Raw genomic sequence first — 20,354 nt, 5'->3', positions numbered from 1 at the left:
TCACCCTATAATACATTACCGCATTTAATACAGAATTTTGAAGTTTTTTCATTTTCATAACCGCATTTATTGCATTTACTTTTTTTTAAATCATTTCCACATCTTATACAAAATTTAGATCCCAAAGGAATTCTTTTTCCACATTTTGGACATCTTTTATTTAATTCATTGAATAAATCATAATTGCAATTTGGACATTTAGTTGAACCTTTTTGAAGTTTAACCCCGCATGCAGGACATTCATCAGGAATCCATAATATCTTTTCAATTTCCATATTTATCACGTTTATTAAATATAAAAATTTATCATTCCGTATTTATACTTTTTTAATTATAATGCAGCTAATGGATTAGATTTAAAAAATTCTAATACTCCTTTAGCAGTTAAATCATTTTTATCATAGTTTAATGCTTTTTTAGCACAATATTTAGAATCACGATATTTCTCAATTGCAAGTAGTGATGCGGCTTTTAATGCCCAAGCTTTAGAAGCACGTTCATTTATTCCAATTGTTTTTTCCATACAGGATATTGCTTGTTCATATTGTTGCAGATGATAATGGATCAATCCTTTATTAAACCAAACATCAGAAAAGCAGTCAAAAAGCAATATACATTTATCATATTTAGCTAGTGCTCCTTGCAAGTTATTATTAGCTAATAGAGTTTCAGCATCATCACATAGAGAGTCCATTTCAGAAATAGAAATTGAATATTTTTTATAATGCTCGTTTAAATAAGAAATGTTGTCAAGATCAAATTCCAATCCTAACATGTTAAACAATTCTGGAAGATATTTATGATCAACATTTTGTGTATTAATTGCTATGGCGCCACATTCTAATGCTTTATCATAATTTTTAAGAATTAAATAGACTCTAGTTTTGTTAAACCATAACCAAAAATCATCATATTTCATTATGCCTGATTGATTATAATAGTTTAATGCAAGTTCATAATCATATGTTCTAAAGTATAATTCCGCCATCACATTTAAATAGTCTGTTTTATTTCCATCCCTTTTTAACAGCAAATCACAACATCTAAGGGCATCTTCTTCAAAGTTGGGGGATTGTATATATAATTGTGCAGCTTCAAATAATTCATCTTCATTGTCTAAATTGCGCTTATGAATGCCGGTGTTTAAAAACAATAAAGTTTTAGCTTTTAAAATTTCTAATCTACATACAATATCGTCAGGAACATCTTCATTTATGAGAATATTATCAATGTGGTTTGGAATAATAGAAGGAGCTTCTAAAACAAATAAATTTTCACACATCTCTGTTGCTTCTTTATATCTATATAAATTAACTAAAATGCCAATCTTTTCATTAATTAAATCCAAATCTAAACCAGAACCAATTGCTAAATTTCTATTAATTTCATTTAATCTATTTACATCTTCTACAATGGTATTAAAATTAAATACAAATAATTCTAAATCACAATCTGGACAAAATATTAATTGAGGCCCAATAACTTTTACATCTGTGTTTTCACAACGTGGACAAAAGTAATCAACCATCTTTCTCACCTTTTTTAAAAATTACTGCTAAGATAAATGTGATTATAATATAATTTGTATAAATCATATGTATATAACATTTCCCAAAATAATTTTCAAATCTCAAATAACTATCATTAATGTCAATATTACTTTTTTTATTATATAATTTATATAAAAAGGATAATAAAATATTAATCATGACATTACAGAAAAAATTACAAATCAATATTATCATGAGCAATTACAACCAACGGAGCGGTAGCTATTCATCCAGTTATGATTATATCTTTTTGGATAATTTAGCCAGCAGTGCATACTCCAATTATTTCAGAAGTGATTTGAAAAATCTGAAAATCAAAACCACTAATGGTACTGAATGTCAGGTATTATATATTTCTGCTTATGAATCACAAGGCGCAGCGATACTTGCAAGAGTTCCTGTTGGCCAAATCTCACAAACCACAAAGCTATTGCTGGATGTTTATGACACATCAACAACCTTCAGTAGCACATTATCAACTGGTAATGAAGTGTTAATGTTTGATGCAAACTCTGATACATACTCACAATTTTTCATGAACTACTCAGGTTTAAGTATCAACAATGACTCAACAGATGGAGGTCATTTTTTAAGAGCTAGATTCGTCCCTAACCTTGACGGAACCTCTCCAACTGATTTAATCACAACATTTGCTTCAGGTCAATCTTTAAGCAACAATAGGGTTACTGTTGCTAGATTTAAACGCATTGGTGGTAATGTTGATGTTAATGATAATGCAACATATCATGGTTCAACTTTTGGAAATGTCATGATGCAAGTTGATGGCAGTCTCACAACTTATGGAGTAGATACGAAAGGCACAATATGCTACTGGGCCGATGAGGAAAAGGACTATTGTATGTTTAATGGTGCTAAGACTTTAGTAATGGCCAGTTCATTTGATGCTTATGCTTCAGGAAGTGATGAGGAAGGAAATTATAAACAATATCATCGTCACGGCCGTGTAGGTACTGGAACCTCAAACAGCTCAGATTATCTGGAAGGATTCAGCAGAAACAATACTGGTAAGATTTATGAAACTGATTATGCTGAAATTCAGATCTCACCAACGTTTTATGCTACAACTGATTTCGAAGATTTCAATTATGTTGATCTAAAATGGTTGTTAGTATTTCCATCTCCATTGTTTGCAGCCAATTGCATTCCAACAGTAACAGTAACAAAAAGAGATAAAACTGGCATTCGCCTATATAAAGGAAGTCATGAATACACTAAGGCCTACAAAGGCTCAATGTTAATGTGGAACGCTAATGATAATGACATGGACGATACTGGACTTCATATTCCAGATAAAATAATTAACCATAATTGGGATTGGGTGTTTTAAAATGATTATTGATTATGATGTAAATTCAACAATTGGACATGGTCGTGGATATCCAACAGGCCTAGAACATACAGAGAAAATGGATATAATAGCTTGCCTTCTTGATGAGGGCGAAAGAACATATGTTAATGATGAACATACTGCTTGGATTTGTTCAAATCAATGTGCAGTCGGAGATATGGTAACTTTAGATATGTCTTCGACTATGGAGCATACAATAGTTAGGAAAGCTCAGGCAGGTGAATTGGCTTTCGGTTATCTTTTAGGTAAAGTCCAGGTTAAGACTTCAGGATTAACATTGGTTGCTGTGGCCGTGTTAGGTGATGTTTTCAGATTGAAACTCAAAAGGCCAGTGGCTGAAGATATATTGCCTAATACAAGAATTTACATTGACAGTGACGGTGAATGTAATCCTATTGAAGGCCATGACTTAAGGCTATTGTCAATCGTTAATCTAACGGAAAATGAACATACGGATTATATTAGGGTCTATAGACAAATGTCTGAGGTTGAAATGTATCCTGAATCTCAGAACTGTATTGATCTTGGAGATTGCAGTTTCGAACAGGATGAGATAACTCATGTTGTTAATATGATTGTACCATCAGAATCCAACATTATGGCGCAGGCCAATTATGTTAAAGATGCAGATGGGGTTACTTATTGTGAGCTTCCGGATGTAGCTATTGTTAATAATGTAAGGTTCGTTTGGGAAGACAACAAGTTATACATGGAATGGGAAGGTTGTGATGATGGCCAAAATGTATATTTTATATAAAATAAATAATAATTTATATAATAAAATATATAATAAAAAATATAATATTATTGGTGGGGGAATAACATGACTATAAGGAAACTCGTAGGAACTTTGGAAAATAAAGGACCATACATTGACGCTTCAACAGGCCATTGGTTTTACTGGAATGGAACTAGATACGTCGATAGTGGTTATCCTTATGCTGTTAAACCCATAATATCATTTAAAATCGAAGATGGGATCTTATACTACTCAATAACTTGGGAGGCACAATGAAATACATCAAATACTTTGAAACGTTGGAAGAATACGAATCCTGGATAAACATAGAAGAAAACGCTGAAGAAGTTTACAGAACTGAAGAAAAGATTTGCGTTGATGGCGTTATTCTAAGCCATACATACAAAGATTATGAAGAGGAGGTAAATGAGAATGATTTATGAATTCTTAGAAAAGAATAGAAAGGACATTGACATATTGACATCATTTCTGGTCACAATAATTCCAATCGTCATGTTATATTCAGAAGCATTAGGTATTAACGAGAATACCATTCCTTACTGTATCCTTATGATAATATTGGGTGTAGCTAGCCATTATGCAAGCAGGATAAGAGGCGAAGGAGATGTTGAAGACGCAAAACAGAAAGCTAAAAGAGTTTTGGGTTATCCTGAAAAACAATAGGCTTCTCTGGAGGATATTGTTATCATGAACAAAATAAAAAAGAAGATATTTATTTGCAACTTTACCAAAACAATTTCAAGTGCCGTTTTAACAGCGATAGCTATCAACATCATAATGACCAACGCCACAAAGTATAGTTTAATCGAAGGACTATTGCCATTTGCATTAGCCATTGTCATTGTTGCATTAATTGACATTTATGAATATAGATGTGAGCGTGAAGACCAGATAAATTTGAACGAACTTGAAGATAGAATCAAGAAATTGGAGGGCAATGATGAAAGGTAAAATTCTGATTGCCGTTCCAACATTCGAGAATATCAAACCAGAATGCTTTAAAAGTATTTATGGATTGAGAAATCCGGAAAAGTATAATCTCTTCTTTGATTATATGAACGGTTATGACTGCGCACGTGCAAGAAACGAAATAGCAAAGCTGGCAATTAAATATGACTTTGACTATGTGTTAATGATAGATTCAGATGTCAGTGTACCTAAAGATACAGTAGTTAAGCTATTGGAATGTGAAACTGACATTGCTTTAGGCTGGTACTACAAGAAAAGAACAACAACAGATCAAACTGTCATCTTTGATTTTGGCAAGGACTACACTGACAAAAACATGATCTATGGCGAAACATTATGGAAAGCTAACGATCCATTCGACGTTAAAGGTGGTGGCCTTGGAATCGCTCTCGTTAATGTTAATGTCTTCAAGAAAATGCCATATCCATATTTCAAATATGTAATCTACGGCAATGACACAGTACTGTCAGAGGACTTGTATTTCTGCACAGAAGCTAGAAAATACGGAATGAATATCAAATGCAATCCGCACGTTAAAGGCAATCACATATATGAGGTGAGTGTTTAATGCAAGACCAAATAGTTTTATTGGAACAAAGAAAAGAAGTCACAACATTTTTACTCGATGATGGAGATGTAACATCAAAAGATGTCGTTACAGAAACAGGCCAAAGCATAGGCTATGACTATACAAACAAATTATATCCTGAAGACACTGTTACAATCTCAGACAAATCAGAAATCGGAAAAGAAATGGTCAAGAAATTCACTGGCGATAATGATGAAATACCGATAGGCATTATCGTTAATGATCCGACAGTAATGGATAATGGCCAAAGAAAAGCTAGTGTGTTAGTGTTAGGCCAACTATACAGACTCAAACTAGCCAGTGGTGTTACAGATATTTCACCAGCAGATAAAATCAAACTAGGTGAAAACGGAGCAGTTAAAGATTCTTCCGGTGAATATTTAGCATTACATCCGGTGGACGATTCTGATGAATACAAGTATGTTAATTGTTTTAAATTAGCTAGTGGTGCTAAAGGAGAAAAAGGAGACACTGGCGATACGGGAGTCACTGGTCCTGCAGGAATATCAACAATAATCAAAGGCTCATACAGTAGTCTTGAAGAATTGGAAGAGCATGTTCCAAATCCTCAAGTAGGTGATGCTTACTTAATTGATGGTGAACTTTATGTATGGGAGGAATAAGAAATGACTTGGAGAGATGTTGGAAACTTAAGAGGTGAAATGGGAGCAACAGGGCCTCAAGGAGCTACTGGTGATACTGGCCCTGCTGGAGCACCATTCACAATTTTTAAAACATACGCAACAATAGCATTAATGGAAGCTGACTTTGCTAACGTTCCAGACGGAAGCTTTGTTGCAATCCAATCTAACGTTGAAGACCCCGATAACGCTAAATTATATCTCAGAGGAAATTCTGAATTCACATTCATAACAGACATGTCCGGAGCTACAGGTATTCACGGAGATACTGGAGAAACTGGTCCAGCAGGTAAAGCAGGCGCTCAAATATTCATGTATCATAGTGGTAGAAATAGCAGCTTATCTTCAGCAGAGTGTCCAGCTCAACCAACATTGTATGGTGGGTTTTATGTATCTGATTTATTGGCAGATAATCCTTGGGCAACAGAAGTAAACCTTGGAGATTGGGTTATAACAAGGAGTGAATATAATATATGTCACATTGCATGTATAAGTGACGGTAAAGCATTAGTTGACCAATACTTTGATTTGAAAGGACCTAAGGGAGCTACTGGCGATACAGGCGCATCCGGTGCTAAAGGTGATACTGGAGCTAGTGGTCAAAAAGGAGACACCGGAGATACTGGACCTGCAGGGCCAAAAGGTGATACTGGTGATGCATTCACATATCAAGATTTCACACCGCAGCAACTTGCGGGATTGAAAGGTGATACTGGTGATACAGGACCACAAGGAGTTAAAGGAGATACCGGAGACTCTGGTGCTAAAGGTGATACTGGAGCTAGTGGTCAAAAAGGAGACACGGGGGACACTGGCCCTGTTAATCTTGCAAGCTCACTAGATACAACAGACACTACCAATGCCATTAAAAACGCACCGGTAGCCATAGCTATTGAAAATATCCAAACTGCTATTGGAACAATAACATCCACCCAAACTTCAAACTTGAATTTACTCGGGAGCTGATTAACATGACTTTCACCCCTCCCGACCTTTCTGAGGTCATGACTAATGAACAGACAATGAATTCAAGATTAACAATATGCAGAAACGATTTAAGAGCTATTCTAACAAAAGAAGAAATTGGATATACAGAAGGCGACGGTGTAATTCCATTGATTAGGAAATTGCCGGTTCCACAATTGGCAAGCATTAAAGTAAACCTTGTGGATAAATTCTCAACAGGCAATAGCTTAACAGCTACTGTTTCAGCTACAGACAATCATGGAGACCCTATGCCAAATGCAGTTATTACTGTATATAGACTTGATCCAGATGAGTTTACTTATCCAAATCCCGTTTCTTTAGGAACAGTAACAACAGGCAGTAATGGTAGTGTTAATGTCAATGTGCCAATGCCTAATGATAAAGGATATTTCTATGTTCAGGCCAGAAACGGAAACATTTCTGGAGGCGACTATGGAGTATACTGTACAACGGCAATTAACAGTTCTGATTTAAGCTCGTCATCTCTACGAAGTAACTTATTTAGTGCTAATGGAGTAGGGGCCAGTTCTGGTTTTGACATAATGGAATTTGATGATGATGAGCCAGGACAAGTTGATATAATACTGGAAGCTCACAGCGGATATTCAGGAAACTATTTTGGAATTACATTGCCCGGGCTTGGAAGCTATACTAAATCCTCATTAGACGGCCATAAGTTTTTTATGATAGCGTCTGACTTAGGTAATGATACTAAAACCAGATTCATCGCTCTTGGAATGGCCTTCAATATTGATTCATGGGCTAATTTTGGATTGGGTGGTGCAGGTAAGTATTGGTATGGAGACGGAAGTGGAAGTGCAGGCTATGTCCAGTGTTTTGAAAATACTTCATACATGTCAACACAAACCAATGGAAATCCTGAGTCTCCAAATAAAAAATTATATATTGTAGATTGTTCTTGGGCATTCCATCCATGTGTTATTGATGAATACACGGATGATCCAACGGTGGAGTATCCTACACAATTTGTAAGGCATGGGGACTGGAACTGTTCAAGGGATGGCTTTCCTTCAGGAACCTGCTATCCTTCAATAGTATTCAACATGCCAGACCAATATTCATACAGAAACTTTAGATTCTACGGTGCGGGAGTGATATAGTGAGCATAGCTAGTAATGTCATTGAGGAAAATAACAGACTTGGAACAGCAAGAACATTGATGAGAGAGAAATTAGCTGCCAATAGAATTTACTACAGCAATTCAGACAGTGTAATACAATTGGTGAGAAGATGGAATCTGATATATGCTGATGTCAGTTTCAATACGCCTTCATCCGGCGATATTTATCAGGGGGCGCAAGTCAGTGTTGGGGCAACAATAACAGATCCGTCAAATGATAATCCTATTTCCGGAATGCCTGTAACAATAGTTTCCGGAGGACAAACATATAATGTCGTAAGCGGTAATGACGGCGTAGCTGCAGTAACATTAACGGTTGGGGAAGTGGGTTCAACATTTTCCGGAACAGTATATGCTGGTAGAGGCAGCGACAGCTGGAGCTTTGAAGTTCCGCCCTTCCCATCATTTTCAGATTATTCCTGGGATGGTAACACTGGCGCTTATGATATAGTCAAATATCCTTCAGACATTTCCCATACCTTCGAAGTCGTGGAAGTGGATTACAGTGAATATTATAACTTAGCAAAGCAGACAGTGGCAGCTAGTGTGGTAATGGCAATACCTAAAGTATACTCTAACGGTATTGATGCAACCAATGGAATACATATCGAAGTAGGCCTTATTCAGAAAAAGGACAGCAATCAAGGATGGGGAGATGTAATAGCCTTAGTTAATTCAAAGTCATTAAGCCATTATAGGGATACAAAGATCTTAGAACTGGGAGCTTATGCTGGAAAGCATGGGTCAAAATATTCCAACTCTGATCATGTAGTGCGTGATTTGGATGTTAAATCATCTCAACTAACATTAGATTCCGTACAGTACTATTTCGACTTGTACTATGATAACGGATATTTCAAAGCTACAATAAGAAGAGGAGTTAATACGACCTATTCATATGAAGCAGACATTAGCGATAAAATAACATTCGATACTTTTTATCCGGCCATAATGATTTATGAAGCTGGAGGACACGTCCAATGGGAAAGCACATATATTGAACCATGGACACATGAGGAGGAATAAAAAAATGCCAGATACAGAATGGATTGCACTTGGAAGAGTTGTAGGAGATACAGGAGAAAAAGGCGACACTGGTGATGCATTCACATATGAAGACTTCACACCAGAACAATTAGCTAGTTTGAAAGGTGAAACTGGAGATGCTGGACCGGCAGGGCCAAAAGGTGATACAGGTGATAAGGGAGATACTGGTGCGAAAGGTGATAAAGGCGACACTGGTGAGACTGGAGCAAGTGGACAAAAAGGAGAACAAGGACTTAAGGGAGATACTGGAGACACAGGACCTGCTGGAGATACTGGACCGGCCGGGGCGACTGGGGACACTGGAGCTACTGGTGCTGCTACTACTATTAAAGGCTCGTATAATACTTACCAGGAATTAATCAATGCACATCCAACCGGTAATGATGGCGATAGCTATATAGTAGACGGCTCTCTTTATGTATGGTTTAACAATGCTTGGGAAAACGTAGGAAACATAAAAGGAGATACAGGAGCTACCGGCCCTAAAGGTGATACCGGAAATAGCGGAGCTAAAGGCGACACAGGAAATTCTGGAGCCAAAGGTGATAAAGGAGATACCGGACCTCAAGGCCCTAAAGGTGATACAGGTGAGGGTAGTGATGAGGAAGCTGGATGGAAACTGCCAGTCGATCAGATATTAACAACAACCACATTACCAACAGGCGTTAGTGCAGGTTATCGTGTAGCTATTGTCACAAGCTCTGTCATGACCATAAAAGAATATAACGGAAGTTCCTGGGATACTGAATCTCTTGATTCATATTCAGTGATACCATTAAAACATTCAGGAAGTATACAAATGTATTTGGCCAAATCAACAGGGCCAGTATATATGGGTGTTGAATATGGAGTCTTCGGTAAATTCAGATTCATGACACAGGCAGCATATGATGCATTAAGTAGCTATGATAACGATACAATTTATTTTGTAAGAAGTTCATAAGTGATAGTATGGAATTATCAGATGAAATGTTAAAAGAAATTAGTTATGTAAAAATTTCTACTTATAGAACAAAAGTAATGAAATCTTTAGATGGTGATGTTAAAATACCAACGGCCATTGCTAAAGATTCAGGGATTATGACAAATCATATTTCAAAAGTATTATCTGAACTAAAAGCACATGAATTGGTTGAATGCATTAATCCAGAAGTTAGAAAAGGAAGATTGTATAGGCATACAGATAAAGGTGAGCAAGTAGTTAAAAATTTAGAATAAAAATATTTAATTCTTTTTTAGAATTAATCTTGCATCTTGCCCATCACCATAAACAGTTTTAAGTTGGTATTCATCAGAACAACTTTCTTCAATCTTCTTTTGGATTTCTCCAAGTTTTTCAAATGAATCCATTAACTCACCATTAATAACCACATCAAAAGTGTAATCGTCTATTTTAGAAATATCAATTCGTGGGTCTTCTGCAATTGTGTTTATTGTATCATAGATATTTTCTAAATTTTCCATAATATTTCACTCCTATTATATACATATTGAATTTTAAGTTAATAAATACTTTTTAAATAATCTAATTAAGGGAGTATATGTTAAAATAAAGTATGGGTGATGGTTCAAATAATATATTTAAATTGAATCTTCAATAGCTTTAAATTCTTTATCTGAAATAACTGGTGTTCCTTTTAATTCAACATCTTCATTAACAGTTGCCCATACCATGCCTCTGCTTCTTTTTAACATGATTGGAGTATCTAATTTATATACACGTAATAACCAAACATATGGTTTTTTGTTGTCCATATGAGATACGACATGTTCTCTAGTCCAAATATGGAATTTATTTAAGGCACCAATTCTTGATTTAGATTTCTCAGAAGTTTTTACTACTTTAGCATAATACTTAACAAGAGTTTTTTCACCGTCACGTTCAGGTAATAAATTTTCATCTACGAATTCTTTACATTCATCTCTAAAACAATCAGGCACTATTTTCTTGTTAGCATAGCTATGGGTAGGATATAACAAGAATTCTGAATCTTCATATGTATTATATGATCTAATTAATATAGATTGTTTTCCAGATCCTAATGCTTCGACTGTTGCGTTCCATTCATTTAAACATTTTTTTGTAGTTGTCATATTTTATACTTATTATTTTCTAAGTATAATTAATTTTAGGATGTGGATTTAAATTTAGTGAGTATTTTTTCAAAATCTTCCATAGGTCTCAAATCAGAATCATACATTACATAATTATCTAAATAACCAAGATTTTCAATTTGATTCTTTTCAATCATGTCTTTAAAAGTGAACCAGCCCAATAATTCAACTGTGTTAGTTTCACGATATAATCTAACAGAAATAAATATGTCTTTAGGATGAGATTTTGCTTGTTCAACCATTTCTAAGGTTCTAATATGGAAATCCTCAGTTCTTGTTTTAACATCTATCTTTAAAGAAATTGTATTGTTTTCTAAAAGAAAATCATAGTCGTCACGTTCATCAAAATTGGTTGAATCTTCTTTATAGTTAATGTTATTGTCATTAAAAAACATTTTAACGGCTTTTTCACCTAATTTGCCTTCAAACATTTTTTGACGTTTATTACTCAAACCACCTTTATGAAAATCATGTCTATTAGATGTATATCTTTTTGATTTATTTGCATAATCATATGCTTCATCAAATAAGTCTTTAGGAATTTCATATTTGTCTTTTAAAATTATTTTAATCACCTTATAATCATATATTTTTACTGTTTTATTTATTAAATCTTATTAATTGCATATTAAAAACATACTAATCGCTTATTATTATTGTCTTATCATTATTTTGATTATTTTTAAAAGAATTAATAGTATGACTAATTTGTACATACTTACAGAAGAAAGGGCAAAACCAAATGTATTAATCAGAATCCTAGAAATTTATTCTAATAAATTTGGTAAACAACTAAAAAAGGGTCAATTAAAAATAATTCCAAATATTAACTCTGGAAGTGTTTTTAATGAGGAATATTTAATTGAAAATGTTGAAATTGGAGGTATTGATAAAGTTATCTTAAAAATAGCTTCAGGTAATTCAAGCTTTGTAGATTTTTTAGTTTTTGAACAATCTTCAGCACCAAAAGAATGTTCTGTTAATAATGAAAATGATGGTAATAATTTGAAGTTACTTATAGAAGAAACAAAAACTAGTGATAAAGAATCTAGGAATACTGGAGTTTATCAGAGAATGAGTAAATTTGTTTATGCAGATTATTTTTATCCTAACACTCCAAAAATCATGTTATACAATATTGCGGAACGTGATGATGAAAAAATACCTTCTGACACAAGTGTTTTTGGAACAAATATGTTATTAACACAAAATGTTGAAATTATAGGTAAATCATTAAAACATTTTAATAAATTCAATAGCATCGACGAATTAATTAATTATAAAAATGGTATGCGTCGCCCTCCAAAAGGTAATGTTCCAATTCTCATAACTAAAACAAATGATTCAATTAAAATATCTGGACGATTGTCAAAACCAGCAGATGCTGGAAATATTGGGCATGACCCAAATATTGGAGCATTAACTGCTATTAGTAAAACATTGAGATGTTTGGGTTGGAATAAAGATATTATTATTACTGATCATGGAGTTAAACAGGATTATGTTGATAGAGCAAGATCAAATAAATTCTTTAATATTGCATCAATTTTAGACCTTCAACTTGAAGGAATCAATTTAAGTAAAAATAAAGTAAGCTTAAAACAATATTGGCATTATGAAAGAAATTCCGAAAAGAATGGAACAATCTTACTCCATTTAATTGGAATTACTGACGCTCCTCGCACTGAAGCAATATATGAGAATCATGCAGGTTGTGAAAGAGGATACTTCTATACACCTGATAGAAAAGCTATTGCATTACCTAAAAAAGATAAAAATGGAGTTAATCTTTATTTACCAGATTTAATTTTAAAGAATGATGAAAATAAAGAAATATTATTGATTGAAGGAAAACAATCCGGCACATTAAATCAAGGTTTAGAAGAGATTAAACACTTTGAATCAATAGAAGATGAATTTATTAAGAAGTATTATCCAAGCTATTCAATTACTAGATGGGTTAGCACATTCGGAGAAAACATTTATCAAAATGGATTAAATCCAAAAGTATTATTCCATTTAAATAAAAATGGAACTTATCTTTTAAATGATAATGCTCCGAAATGGTTAGTCGACCTATTCAAAAGGGTAATTAATCACTAATACTTCTGTATTTTTTTCTTTTTCTCTATTTTTTTTATGATAATTTGAATTACTATAATCAGAATTGATATCTAATGCAGTAAACTCATTTACTTCAATCCAATCTAATAACAATTCATTTTGTTTTCCATCGTGTACTGTAACATTGGATAATGCAAAATTAATTCCATTATTGTCCAGTTGGGACAATACTTTTAATAAATTTTTTTCCTCTTTAATTGTCCAGTTTTTAAATCCTCTGTTCCCGTCATTGTATGAACCTGTTGTTATTAAATAAGGCGGATCACAATAAACAAAACTGTTTTCTGTTAAAATAGAATAATCTAGTTTTGTAAAATCTTTATTTAAAAAACAGATGTCTTTTTCATGAATTACGTTAATGTACTGTATTAATCTGTCTTTCATGTTTTTAGTAAATGCGCTACGATTAGTTCCATGAGGATTATTGTATTCTCCACTATTATTGAATCTAAACTGATAATTAAATGAGAATGAAATTAATACATATAAATCTAGAGGGAATTTTTCTTCAGATTGATTATATTTGTCTCTAAATTTAAGGAAACCCTCTTTTTCATCTTTTCTGATATTATTATCTTTAATTGTAGTTTCAATATAATTTATAATGTCATCACATGAATTGTCTTGAAGATATTTAAATAAGTCAACTAAAGGAGTTAGCTGATCATTGTAGATGATTTTAGAAGCATCACTATTTATTCCAACATTAAATCCTCCTCCAAACATGTCTAGGAAAATATCATTGTTTGTAGGAAATGCTGTGAATAATTGTGGAAGTATTTTATGTTTTCCACCAATATAATTAAAAGGACATTTTAAGAAATCCTTCTGTTTGAATTTCACATCTCCAATTGGAGTTAATTTATTTTTAGGTTTTTTTAAAGAATTATTTTCTAAATCAAATGATGATTGAACGGTTTTCATAATTTCACCCTAAAGTAGTTTGAATATCTTTTTTACGCCTAAATTTATTCTTATCATTAATTCTAGGATTTTCAACATCTTTTTCTACAAAAAACAATAATTCATGCAAATCTTTTTTTAATTGTTTTTTCTGACTTTTAAATTTACGGTACTCAATAGGTTTAGCTAATTTATAGGTTTCTGATTTACCATGCTTTCTGAATATTTCTTCTATTTCTTCAATAGTTAATATTCCATCAGTACTATAACTCATTATAATGTATTGGAAGTCAGCATTTTCAATTATGTCATCTAGAGCATCATACACGTTTCTTTTACGGCAGAACATTGAAATTTGATCTTTATAATTTCGCATTCCAGAAACACCCTTAATTTCAGGATAATCATATTTAGCAATGGTTTCTAAAACATGGTAGTTTGGAGGATATTGTCTTGTATTATATGGAGGATCAAGATATAGGATATCTCCTTTAATTTCTCTTATTAAATCATGAGCATTTAGGTTATAAGATTTATTATCTCTCTTGTTATCTAAAATGTTTAGATTTTGTATTTTAAAGGGATTATATGTTCGTTTATCCCATGTTTTCAGATAAGCTCCATAAACTCCGGCAATATTGGAATAATAAGGAACGGTTTCAATTAATACTGCTAATAAATAATAATATTCGTCTTCAGTAATAATTTTATTTTCAAACCATTTATTTAACAATATTCTGATTAAATCAATTCGTTTTCCAGTTTCAGGTTTGAAATACATTCTATCACAATTATCAGATGATGGAGTGTAATTGTTATAAATGAATAATTCCTCATCTTTGATATTATGTTCTTTTTGAAGAATGTCCGTAGGAGTATTTTCTAGATAATTAATAATATCGTCATAATTATTTAAATTAAGTTCATTTTTAAGATTATCGAATGTAGGAAAGCTATTATTGTCAATTGTTGCTCTTTGTAAAACATATGAAAAGAATAATAAATCATTGGAAATTATTTGATAATCTTTTTTAAAATACCTTGCTACTGATGCGGTTCCTGAGAAGATATCACAAAAAACCATATCCTCATAATAAGGTATATTCTCATTGATAAAATCTTCAATGTTCTCTAACAGCGCAGTTTTATTACCTATGAATCTCATTATATCTAATCCTTACGTAAAATGTTTATAACTTCTTTTCCAGTTTCAGTTATAACGTACATTCTACCTTTTGCATCATCTTCATTTAGACATAAAACAAAATCATTTTCTTTTAAATCTTTTAATAAAGCACTGACGTGATTTAATCGTATATCTGTTTCTTTAGATATTTCAGAAGGAAGTTTAAAATCATCATATAATGTTTCTAATACTTTATATCTGTTTTTTGAAGATTTAATATATGCGACTTTTCCAATAATTTCTTTTTTCATGTCTAATATTTTTATAATACATTATTATATAATTCATAGTATATAATTACTATGTTTTTAATACATTATTATTATGAAGACATTAATATTTTCTTAATGAGAACAAGATTTCGATGTGGTCCAAATATTATTTTAAGCTAGAAATGATGTATTAAACTTATGAAATTAAAATTAAAAAAAGTAGAGGATTCAGAAAATGAAACTATTATATGATTATGCTAGTTATCAATTTTGTATTAATCTCCATAATATATGCTCTCCATTTCAAGAATATAATTCTCAAATTCTTCAATTTCAGGTTCTTCATCATCAGCCATGTATAACCAGTCTTTAAAGTCCCCTTCAGTATTAAAGTTTTCAATTAACTCTTGGTATCTTTTGTAGTTAGTTGTATTTTTTTCATAAGGGTTTGGTGGGAGTTCATGTTTCCATTCGCCATTTTCGTGCTGATAATGAATTGGATTTTCAACACCTTCATAAAAATCTGTTGCTTCCATCATGCCTCTAAAATAAATATCTTTATCTAATTTATGAATAACATAAAATACACAAAGTCTATTATCATCTTCAATATATCTTATATTTGATTCTGCACTAATAGTACCAAACCTCTTTAAGTTTTGTTTAAAATAAGGTTGAAAGAAATAATAATCATATTTATGGGAAAGAAGTTATGCTCTTTGTTATATGATTAATTCAGGATTATTTAATCATTATATTTAATTGTTGATAAATAATTGAGAATTAATTCTTCAGCATCTAATTCTTCAAATGCTATTTCACAATATTGGCCTGATGAAAAACTACCAAAATGTCTTTTTGCAAAATGCATATTGAAATCTTTATCGATAGTAATGCCATAATCACCTAATCCATCTTCACCAAAAGCAATAGCAAGATATAATCCATTATCATTTAAAGCTTCTTCAATTCTCTTTTCAAATATGTAATCATCGTCCTCATCGTCATCTGTTTCGTTTTCGTAAAAAAGTTCATAACAATCAATAAATCCATCTTTGTCCTTTCTACCTAGACCTACAACAGCGTCATCACTGTCATAAGGACATTCACGCATTACATTATCGATTGTTTCATATATATTAATCTTTTTTGACATTAGAATACCTCGAGTCTTTGATATAATATTTAATTGCGAATTAATCTCATGTTATATATTGTTCCTCTCAACTTTAAAGTAAGCTAAGAGTGATATTAATTATAGGTTTTGGTGTAATAGGTTATAATGGTTATTATTTGTGTTCATGTTAAATGCAATATTGTTATAAAATCATAAAATTACAAGTTGAAAGCAATAATGCCTCAGATTTATATCAAAAAGCTTTTATGTCTCTTTAATCAACTATTAACTAGTGATTATTATGACTAGCGAAAAAATAAGAACATATGATGAACTTGATGTTGATGAAAAAGAAGTGATTGACAGTTTCAGACAAATGAAGTTATTGTATGATCATGCAAGATTCAAATATCATAGAATTCAGGTTGAAGATTTAATTAATGATTATGAAACATTGATTAAATTACGTGAAGAGATTCAAGCAAAATATTTTTCAATCTATGAAGATTTAATCAAAGAAGAGTTAATTGAAGGTGAACTGGACGCTAGTGTCTGGGGAATCACAAGAGAACATGAAAATGAAACTTGGGGTTCTGAATTAAGGTTAATGAGTGATATTAAAATTAATTTTGATATGGCTATTAAAATGATTGAAAGTGGTGAAGCGGAACAATCTATTATTGATGCTGAAAATTGGTAATGATGAATTAATAGATATAACTCTGAAAAAATAAAAATAAATGAATAAAAATTATTTATTCATTTTAAAAATTATCTAATGTTGAATATCCTTTTGCTTTTTGCTCAGTTACAATTGTATATTCAAGAATTTCTTTAACGGAAGCTCCATTAATGCTATGGGTGTAGAAAGTGTTTTCACCTAACAGAACATATTTCCATTCAGAATACATACGATTTTCTGGTGATAATAAATTAATTTTTTCTATCATATCCAGTGTAGCTATTCTCTTCCTTTGAACATTTGGCGAATTTTTATCTTTATCTGCTTTGGTTTCAACAATATAAATCACGTCCCCAATTTTTACAATGAAATCTGGATAATATCTTGCAAGTAGGCCATCGTCTCGAATATATGTAAAAGTTGCAAAAGTATGGTAATATTCATTAATCTTTGTAAAAGCTTCAACTTCACCGTCAATATCAAGTGTTTCAATGAAAGCTTTTTCTAATCCGCCACCGTGTGAAGGGAAGGATAATCTTTTATAAATACACTTAGTAACATCTATAGAATAATTTTCTCGCATACGAAGTTCATCAACACTAGAAAATTTAATCTCTTGCACAATAGCTTTTGTAACATCAACATTTTGATGAATCTCTTGGATACATTTACTAATTTGTTTTATGATGTGACTAATTATACTGTTTTCAGACATCAATAAAATACGCCAGTTTTCATTTTCCATTGGATTAAAAGGTTCATTAAATAATTTATTTCTAATGTAATTATCAATCAATCCCATTAATTCTGCTTGGTTTATTTGCAACATAGGAAAAGCTTTGTTTTTCTTACCAATATTCTGGAACATGGAAGTAACATTAGATATTATTTTAGATAAAAATTCATTATAATTTTCTACAGTAAAAATATCAGCACTAACCCTATATTGTCCAAATTTTGTTCTTACGGTAATCTCTTGTGATTTAAATTTCTCTCCACCTTCACCTTTAATAATTTGCAGTTCAGATAGGGGCACATCATATGGTTCTAGATTGTTTAGTGATAATTTATCATTAGTTAAGATTTCTTCACTTTCTTGGATGATTATTGGCCAATTAAAGTCATACTCTTCATAATTTTCTCTTAGGCCAACAGTAATCATGTCCCCTAATACTCTTGGTTTACCCTCTCTTCCAGTATCTTGAACAACAAGTCCTTCTAATTTATCATAATATTCTATAAATCTTGGATGTTCAACAATACTTAATAAATCCAAGTAATTATCAGGTTCTCTATGTTCCTTTAAAAGTTTATGCCTACTTTCAGCTTTGATGTCTTCATATTCTCTACCTCTCCACATTAATCTTAAACCTCTGCCAATAGTTTGTTCAAGTAAAATGTCTGACTCAGTTGATCTCAAAGGTACAATAACACAAATGTTGTTCACATCAAAACCTTCTTTAAGCATCAAAACAGATATTATTATTTTTGGTGTTTGGTAACTATCTATATTGAATAATCTTTGTTTTATTCTTTCCCATTCATCTTCTGAAACTTCTCCTTGTTTATTAGAATGTATTTCAAGAATATCTTCCTCTTTTAATCCTTCATTTATAAAGAATTGGGTAACAAAGGGGGCTACATTAGTGTCTTCACAGACAACTAACATTTTAGGATATTTGTCTTTATCAAACCCAACAAATTCATTTTCTAATATTTTCAATTTTGTATATCCTGCTCTAAGCATCAATCTTTGACCATTTGAAAGTCCTATTACTTTTTTATTAGCATCTCTTTCAGCTTTGAAGTCTAATTCTTTTATAGTTGCAACTTCTTCACGTTTATCAATTGCAATCATCTTAACTAAACCATTATGAATTGCTGTTTTTAAATCAAAATCTACAATAACATGTGGGAAGTAATGTTGTGTTCCACGATTTGTTTTGTAAGGAGTTGCAGTAAAATCAATTTGAATGAATTTTTGACCTTTAGACTTAGAAATTCTTTTTAAACTTCTTTGCCATTGTTTTTCTTTTTCTTTTTTAGAATTATAAATATGATGTGCTTCATCATTAAAAACAACTAGATTATCTAATGCAGACAAGTATTCTAATTCTCCACCTTTAATAAAATTATTGTCCAATACAGTTAAGTCATTTCCACTAGTTTTCCCAGGGGAAACAGGTAATACATTTTGTATAACTTGTGTGGGATTTTCTAAGGGATTATCAACTATTATATCATCTTTTTCATCTCTTAAAAACAAATGCCAATTGGTTATAGCTATCATTCCATCGCCAGTGACTTTGCTAGATATTTCTTCTTTTTTAAGAACGGAAGATTGTAAAAAACCAAATATTTTGTTTCTATATGCTTCAGGTATGAATAACTCTTGAAATCTTTTAAAATCAGATGTTTCAAATTCTCGAATCCCATTTTCATTTTCTTTACCGAGAAATGCATCCAATAATCTATTATAAACAATTAATCCTGGTGCTACGAGTAAAAAGTTTTTAGAAAAATTTCCTTCATTCAAATAATCACTTGCATTTAAATATTGCCAAATCAATAATGCATGCATTACCCAAGTTTTACCAGTTCCAGTTGCCATTTTCACTGCATACATGGGATGTTGGTATTTATCGTCCCCTAATTCATCTAAATCTAGTTCTTGAAGTAATTCTTCATCAGTGCTAAAATATAAATCTTTTACATTTTTAACACATAACACTTCATGAAGATAAATAACATTTAAAATAGCTTGTTTTTGCCCTTCATGAAAATTAATATCTCTAATATCACAGAATGTGGGGAAAAACCAATATCTTAATAAATCTTGTGTTACAGGTGATACTTTTTCATAAAAAGTACCATTTTTCCAAGCTTCATTAACCTCTTCACTTAATGACTTTGCCATTTTTAAAGGTGTTCTTCCTGTTCCTTTTGATTTTTTAGCCATTGA

26 protein-coding genes are annotated in these 20,354 nt (G+C 31.8%); 15 read left to right on the top strand and 11 right to left on the bottom strand.

Annotation, left to right across the window (positions count from 1 at the left end; translation table 11 throughout):
• Positions 1 to 5: 5 nt before the first annotated feature.
• Positions 6 to 275 (bottom strand): zinc ribbon domain-containing protein, encoded by a 270-nt coding sequence (locus TL18_RS08400; protein ID WP_067044184.1) that lies wholly within the window; start codon positions 273 to 275, stop codon positions 6 to 8.
• A gap of 56 nt (positions 276 to 331) precedes the next feature.
• Positions 332 to 1,528 carry a tetratricopeptide repeat protein gene (locus tag TL18_RS08395; protein ID WP_067044181.1) on the bottom strand — a complete coding sequence of 399 codons (1,197 nt, stop codon included), beginning with the start codon at positions 1,526 to 1,528 and terminating at the stop codon, positions 332 to 334.
• 179 nt (positions 1,529 to 1,707) lie between these two features.
• On the opposite strand from TL18_RS08395, the gene TL18_RS11040 reads away from it, so the two are divergent.
• From TL18_RS11040 to TL18_RS08330, 13 genes are all read left to right on the top strand, one after another.
• Positions 1,708 to 2,898, top strand: a complete 1,191-nt coding sequence (locus TL18_RS11040) for a hypothetical protein (RefSeq protein WP_156064656.1) — start codon at positions 1,708 to 1,710, stop codon at positions 2,896 to 2,898.
• A 1-nt stretch (position 2,899) separates the two neighbouring features.
• Positions 2,900 to 3,676, top strand: a complete 777-nt coding sequence (locus tag TL18_RS08380; RefSeq protein WP_067044175.1) for a hypothetical protein — start codon at positions 2,900 to 2,902, stop codon at positions 3,674 to 3,676.
• 66 nt (positions 3,677 to 3,742) lie between these two features.
• Positions 3,743 to 3,934 (top strand): hypothetical protein, encoded by a 192-nt coding sequence (locus TL18_RS08375; RefSeq protein ID WP_067044172.1) that lies wholly within the window; start codon positions 3,743 to 3,745, stop codon positions 3,932 to 3,934.
• Entirely contained in the window at positions 3,931 to 4,101 is a 171-nt protein-coding gene (locus TL18_RS11035) for a hypothetical protein (protein ID WP_156064653.1), read from the top strand. The genes TL18_RS08375 and TL18_RS11035 overlap by 4 nt, the downstream gene beginning before the upstream one ends.
• The gene (locus TL18_RS08370) at positions 4,091 to 4,342 is read left to right on the top strand and encodes a hypothetical protein (protein ID WP_067044167.1); all 252 of its coding nucleotides are present in this window, start codon (positions 4,091 to 4,093) and stop codon (positions 4,340 to 4,342) included. Before TL18_RS11035 ends, TL18_RS08370 begins: the two co-directional genes overlap by 11 nt.
• A 24-nt stretch (positions 4,343 to 4,366) precedes the next feature.
• Positions 4,367 to 4,630, top strand: coding sequence for a hypothetical protein (locus TL18_RS08365; RefSeq protein ID WP_067044162.1), 264 nt, complete (start codon positions 4,367 to 4,369; stop codon positions 4,628 to 4,630).
• Complete coding sequence (locus TL18_RS08360) at positions 4,620 to 5,216, top strand: hypothetical protein (RefSeq protein ID WP_067044160.1); 597 nt, start codon at positions 4,620 to 4,622, stop codon at positions 5,214 to 5,216. Before TL18_RS08365 ends, TL18_RS08360 begins: the two co-directional genes overlap by 11 nt.
• The gene (locus TL18_RS08355) at positions 5,216 to 5,860 is read left to right on the top strand and encodes a hypothetical protein (RefSeq protein WP_067044157.1); all 645 of its coding nucleotides are present in this window, start codon (positions 5,216 to 5,218) and stop codon (positions 5,858 to 5,860) included. The genes TL18_RS08360 and TL18_RS08355 overlap by 1 nt, the downstream gene beginning before the upstream one ends.
• A gap of 3 nt (positions 5,861 to 5,863) precedes the next feature.
• A complete protein-coding gene (locus TL18_RS08350; RefSeq protein ID WP_067044153.1) occupies positions 5,864 to 6,844 on the top strand; it encodes a collagen-like protein in 981 nt (326 codons plus the stop codon).
• 5 nt (positions 6,845 to 6,849) lie between these two features.
• The gene (locus TL18_RS08345; protein ID WP_067044150.1) at positions 6,850 to 7,986 is read left to right on the top strand and encodes a hypothetical protein; all 1,137 of its coding nucleotides are present in this window, start codon (positions 6,850 to 6,852) and stop codon (positions 7,984 to 7,986) included.
• Positions 7,986 to 9,032, top strand: coding sequence for an Ig-like domain-containing protein (locus tag TL18_RS11140; RefSeq protein ID WP_197031823.1), 1,047 nt, complete (start codon positions 7,986 to 7,988; stop codon positions 9,030 to 9,032). The genes TL18_RS08345 and TL18_RS11140 overlap by 1 nt, the downstream gene beginning before the upstream one ends.
• A gap of 4 nt (positions 9,033 to 9,036) precedes the next feature.
• The gene (locus TL18_RS11135) at positions 9,037 to 9,996 is read left to right on the top strand and encodes a collagen-like protein (RefSeq protein ID WP_197031822.1); all 960 of its coding nucleotides are present in this window, start codon (positions 9,037 to 9,039) and stop codon (positions 9,994 to 9,996) included.
• Between the two features lie 8 nt (positions 9,997 to 10,004).
• A complete protein-coding gene (locus tag TL18_RS08330; RefSeq protein ID WP_067044147.1) occupies positions 10,005 to 10,271 on the top strand; it encodes a transcriptional regulator in 267 nt (88 codons plus the stop codon).
• Positions 10,272 to 10,277: 6 nt separating this feature from the next.
• Here the strand turns inward: TL18_RS08330 and TL18_RS08325 are convergent, their stop codons facing one another.
• The 3 genes from TL18_RS08325 to TL18_RS08315 form a co-directional block, all read right to left on the bottom strand.
• On the bottom strand, positions 10,278 to 10,517 hold the full coding sequence (locus TL18_RS08325; RefSeq protein WP_067044144.1) for a hypothetical protein: 240 nt from the start codon (positions 10,515 to 10,517) through the stop codon (positions 10,278 to 10,280).
• A 117-nt stretch (positions 10,518 to 10,634) separates the two neighbouring features.
• On the bottom strand, positions 10,635 to 11,147 hold the full coding sequence (locus tag TL18_RS08320; protein ID WP_067044141.1) for a DUF1802 family protein: 513 nt from the start codon (positions 11,145 to 11,147) through the stop codon (positions 10,635 to 10,637).
• Between the two features lie 35 nt (positions 11,148 to 11,182).
• A complete protein-coding gene (locus tag TL18_RS08315; protein WP_231483604.1) occupies positions 11,183 to 11,743 on the bottom strand; it encodes a hypothetical protein in 561 nt (186 codons plus the stop codon).
• Positions 11,744 to 11,867: 124 nt separating this feature from the next.
• Between TL18_RS08315 and TL18_RS08310 the strand changes: the two genes are divergently transcribed.
• The gene (locus tag TL18_RS08310) at positions 11,868 to 13,271 is read left to right on the top strand and encodes a hypothetical protein (protein WP_067044138.1); all 1,404 of its coding nucleotides are present in this window, start codon (positions 11,868 to 11,870) and stop codon (positions 13,269 to 13,271) included.
• Here TL18_RS08310 and TL18_RS08305 read toward each other — a convergent pair.
• The 5 genes from TL18_RS08305 to TL18_RS08285 all read right to left on the bottom strand — a co-directional run bounded on the left by TL18_RS08305 (position 13,245) and on the right by TL18_RS08285 (position 16,749).
• On the bottom strand, positions 13,245 to 14,216 hold the full coding sequence (locus TL18_RS08305) for a Dam family site-specific DNA-(adenine-N6)-methyltransferase (RefSeq protein WP_067044135.1): 972 nt from the start codon (positions 14,214 to 14,216) through the stop codon (positions 13,245 to 13,247). The genes TL18_RS08310 and TL18_RS08305 overlap by 27 nt on opposite strands.
• A 4-nt stretch (positions 14,217 to 14,220) precedes the next feature.
• Positions 14,221 to 15,360 (bottom strand): DNA adenine methylase, encoded by a 1,140-nt coding sequence (locus tag TL18_RS08300; protein WP_067044132.1) that lies wholly within the window; start codon positions 15,358 to 15,360, stop codon positions 14,221 to 14,223.
• A 5-nt stretch (positions 15,361 to 15,365) separates the two neighbouring features.
• Positions 15,366 to 15,632, bottom strand: coding sequence for a MarR family transcriptional regulator (locus tag TL18_RS08295; protein WP_067044129.1), 267 nt, complete (start codon positions 15,630 to 15,632; stop codon positions 15,366 to 15,368).
• Between the two features lie 236 nt (positions 15,633 to 15,868).
• Positions 15,869 to 16,129 carry a hypothetical protein gene (locus tag TL18_RS08290; RefSeq protein WP_067044125.1) on the bottom strand — a complete coding sequence of 87 codons (261 nt, stop codon included), beginning with the start codon at positions 16,127 to 16,129 and terminating at the stop codon, positions 15,869 to 15,871.
• A gap of 209 nt (positions 16,130 to 16,338) precedes the next feature.
• Positions 16,339 to 16,749 (bottom strand): hypothetical protein, encoded by a 411-nt coding sequence (locus TL18_RS08285; protein WP_067044122.1) that lies wholly within the window; start codon positions 16,747 to 16,749, stop codon positions 16,339 to 16,341.
• Between the two features lie 262 nt (positions 16,750 to 17,011).
• On the opposite strand from TL18_RS08285, the gene TL18_RS08280 reads away from it, so the two are divergent.
• Positions 17,012 to 17,410: a hypothetical protein gene (locus TL18_RS08280; RefSeq protein WP_067044119.1), complete on the top strand. Its 399-nt coding sequence runs from the start codon at positions 17,012 to 17,014 to the stop codon at positions 17,408 to 17,410.
• 64 nt (positions 17,411 to 17,474) lie between these two features.
• Here TL18_RS08280 and TL18_RS08275 read toward each other — a convergent pair whose 3' ends face one another.
• The gene (locus tag TL18_RS08275) at positions 17,475 to 20,351 is read right to left on the bottom strand and encodes a DEAD/DEAH box helicase family protein (protein WP_067044116.1); all 2,877 of its coding nucleotides are present in this window, start codon (positions 20,349 to 20,351) and stop codon (positions 17,475 to 17,477) included.
• Positions 20,352 to 20,354: the final 3 nt, after the last annotated feature.

The organism is Methanobrevibacter sp. YE315, from assembly GCF_001548675.1.
GTDB lineage: Archaea > Methanobacteriota > Methanobacteria > Methanobacteriales > Methanobacteriaceae > Methanocatella.
The sequence above is the reverse complement of the archived record's forward strand: the minus strand, read 5'-3'. Positions and strand labels throughout refer to the sequence as shown.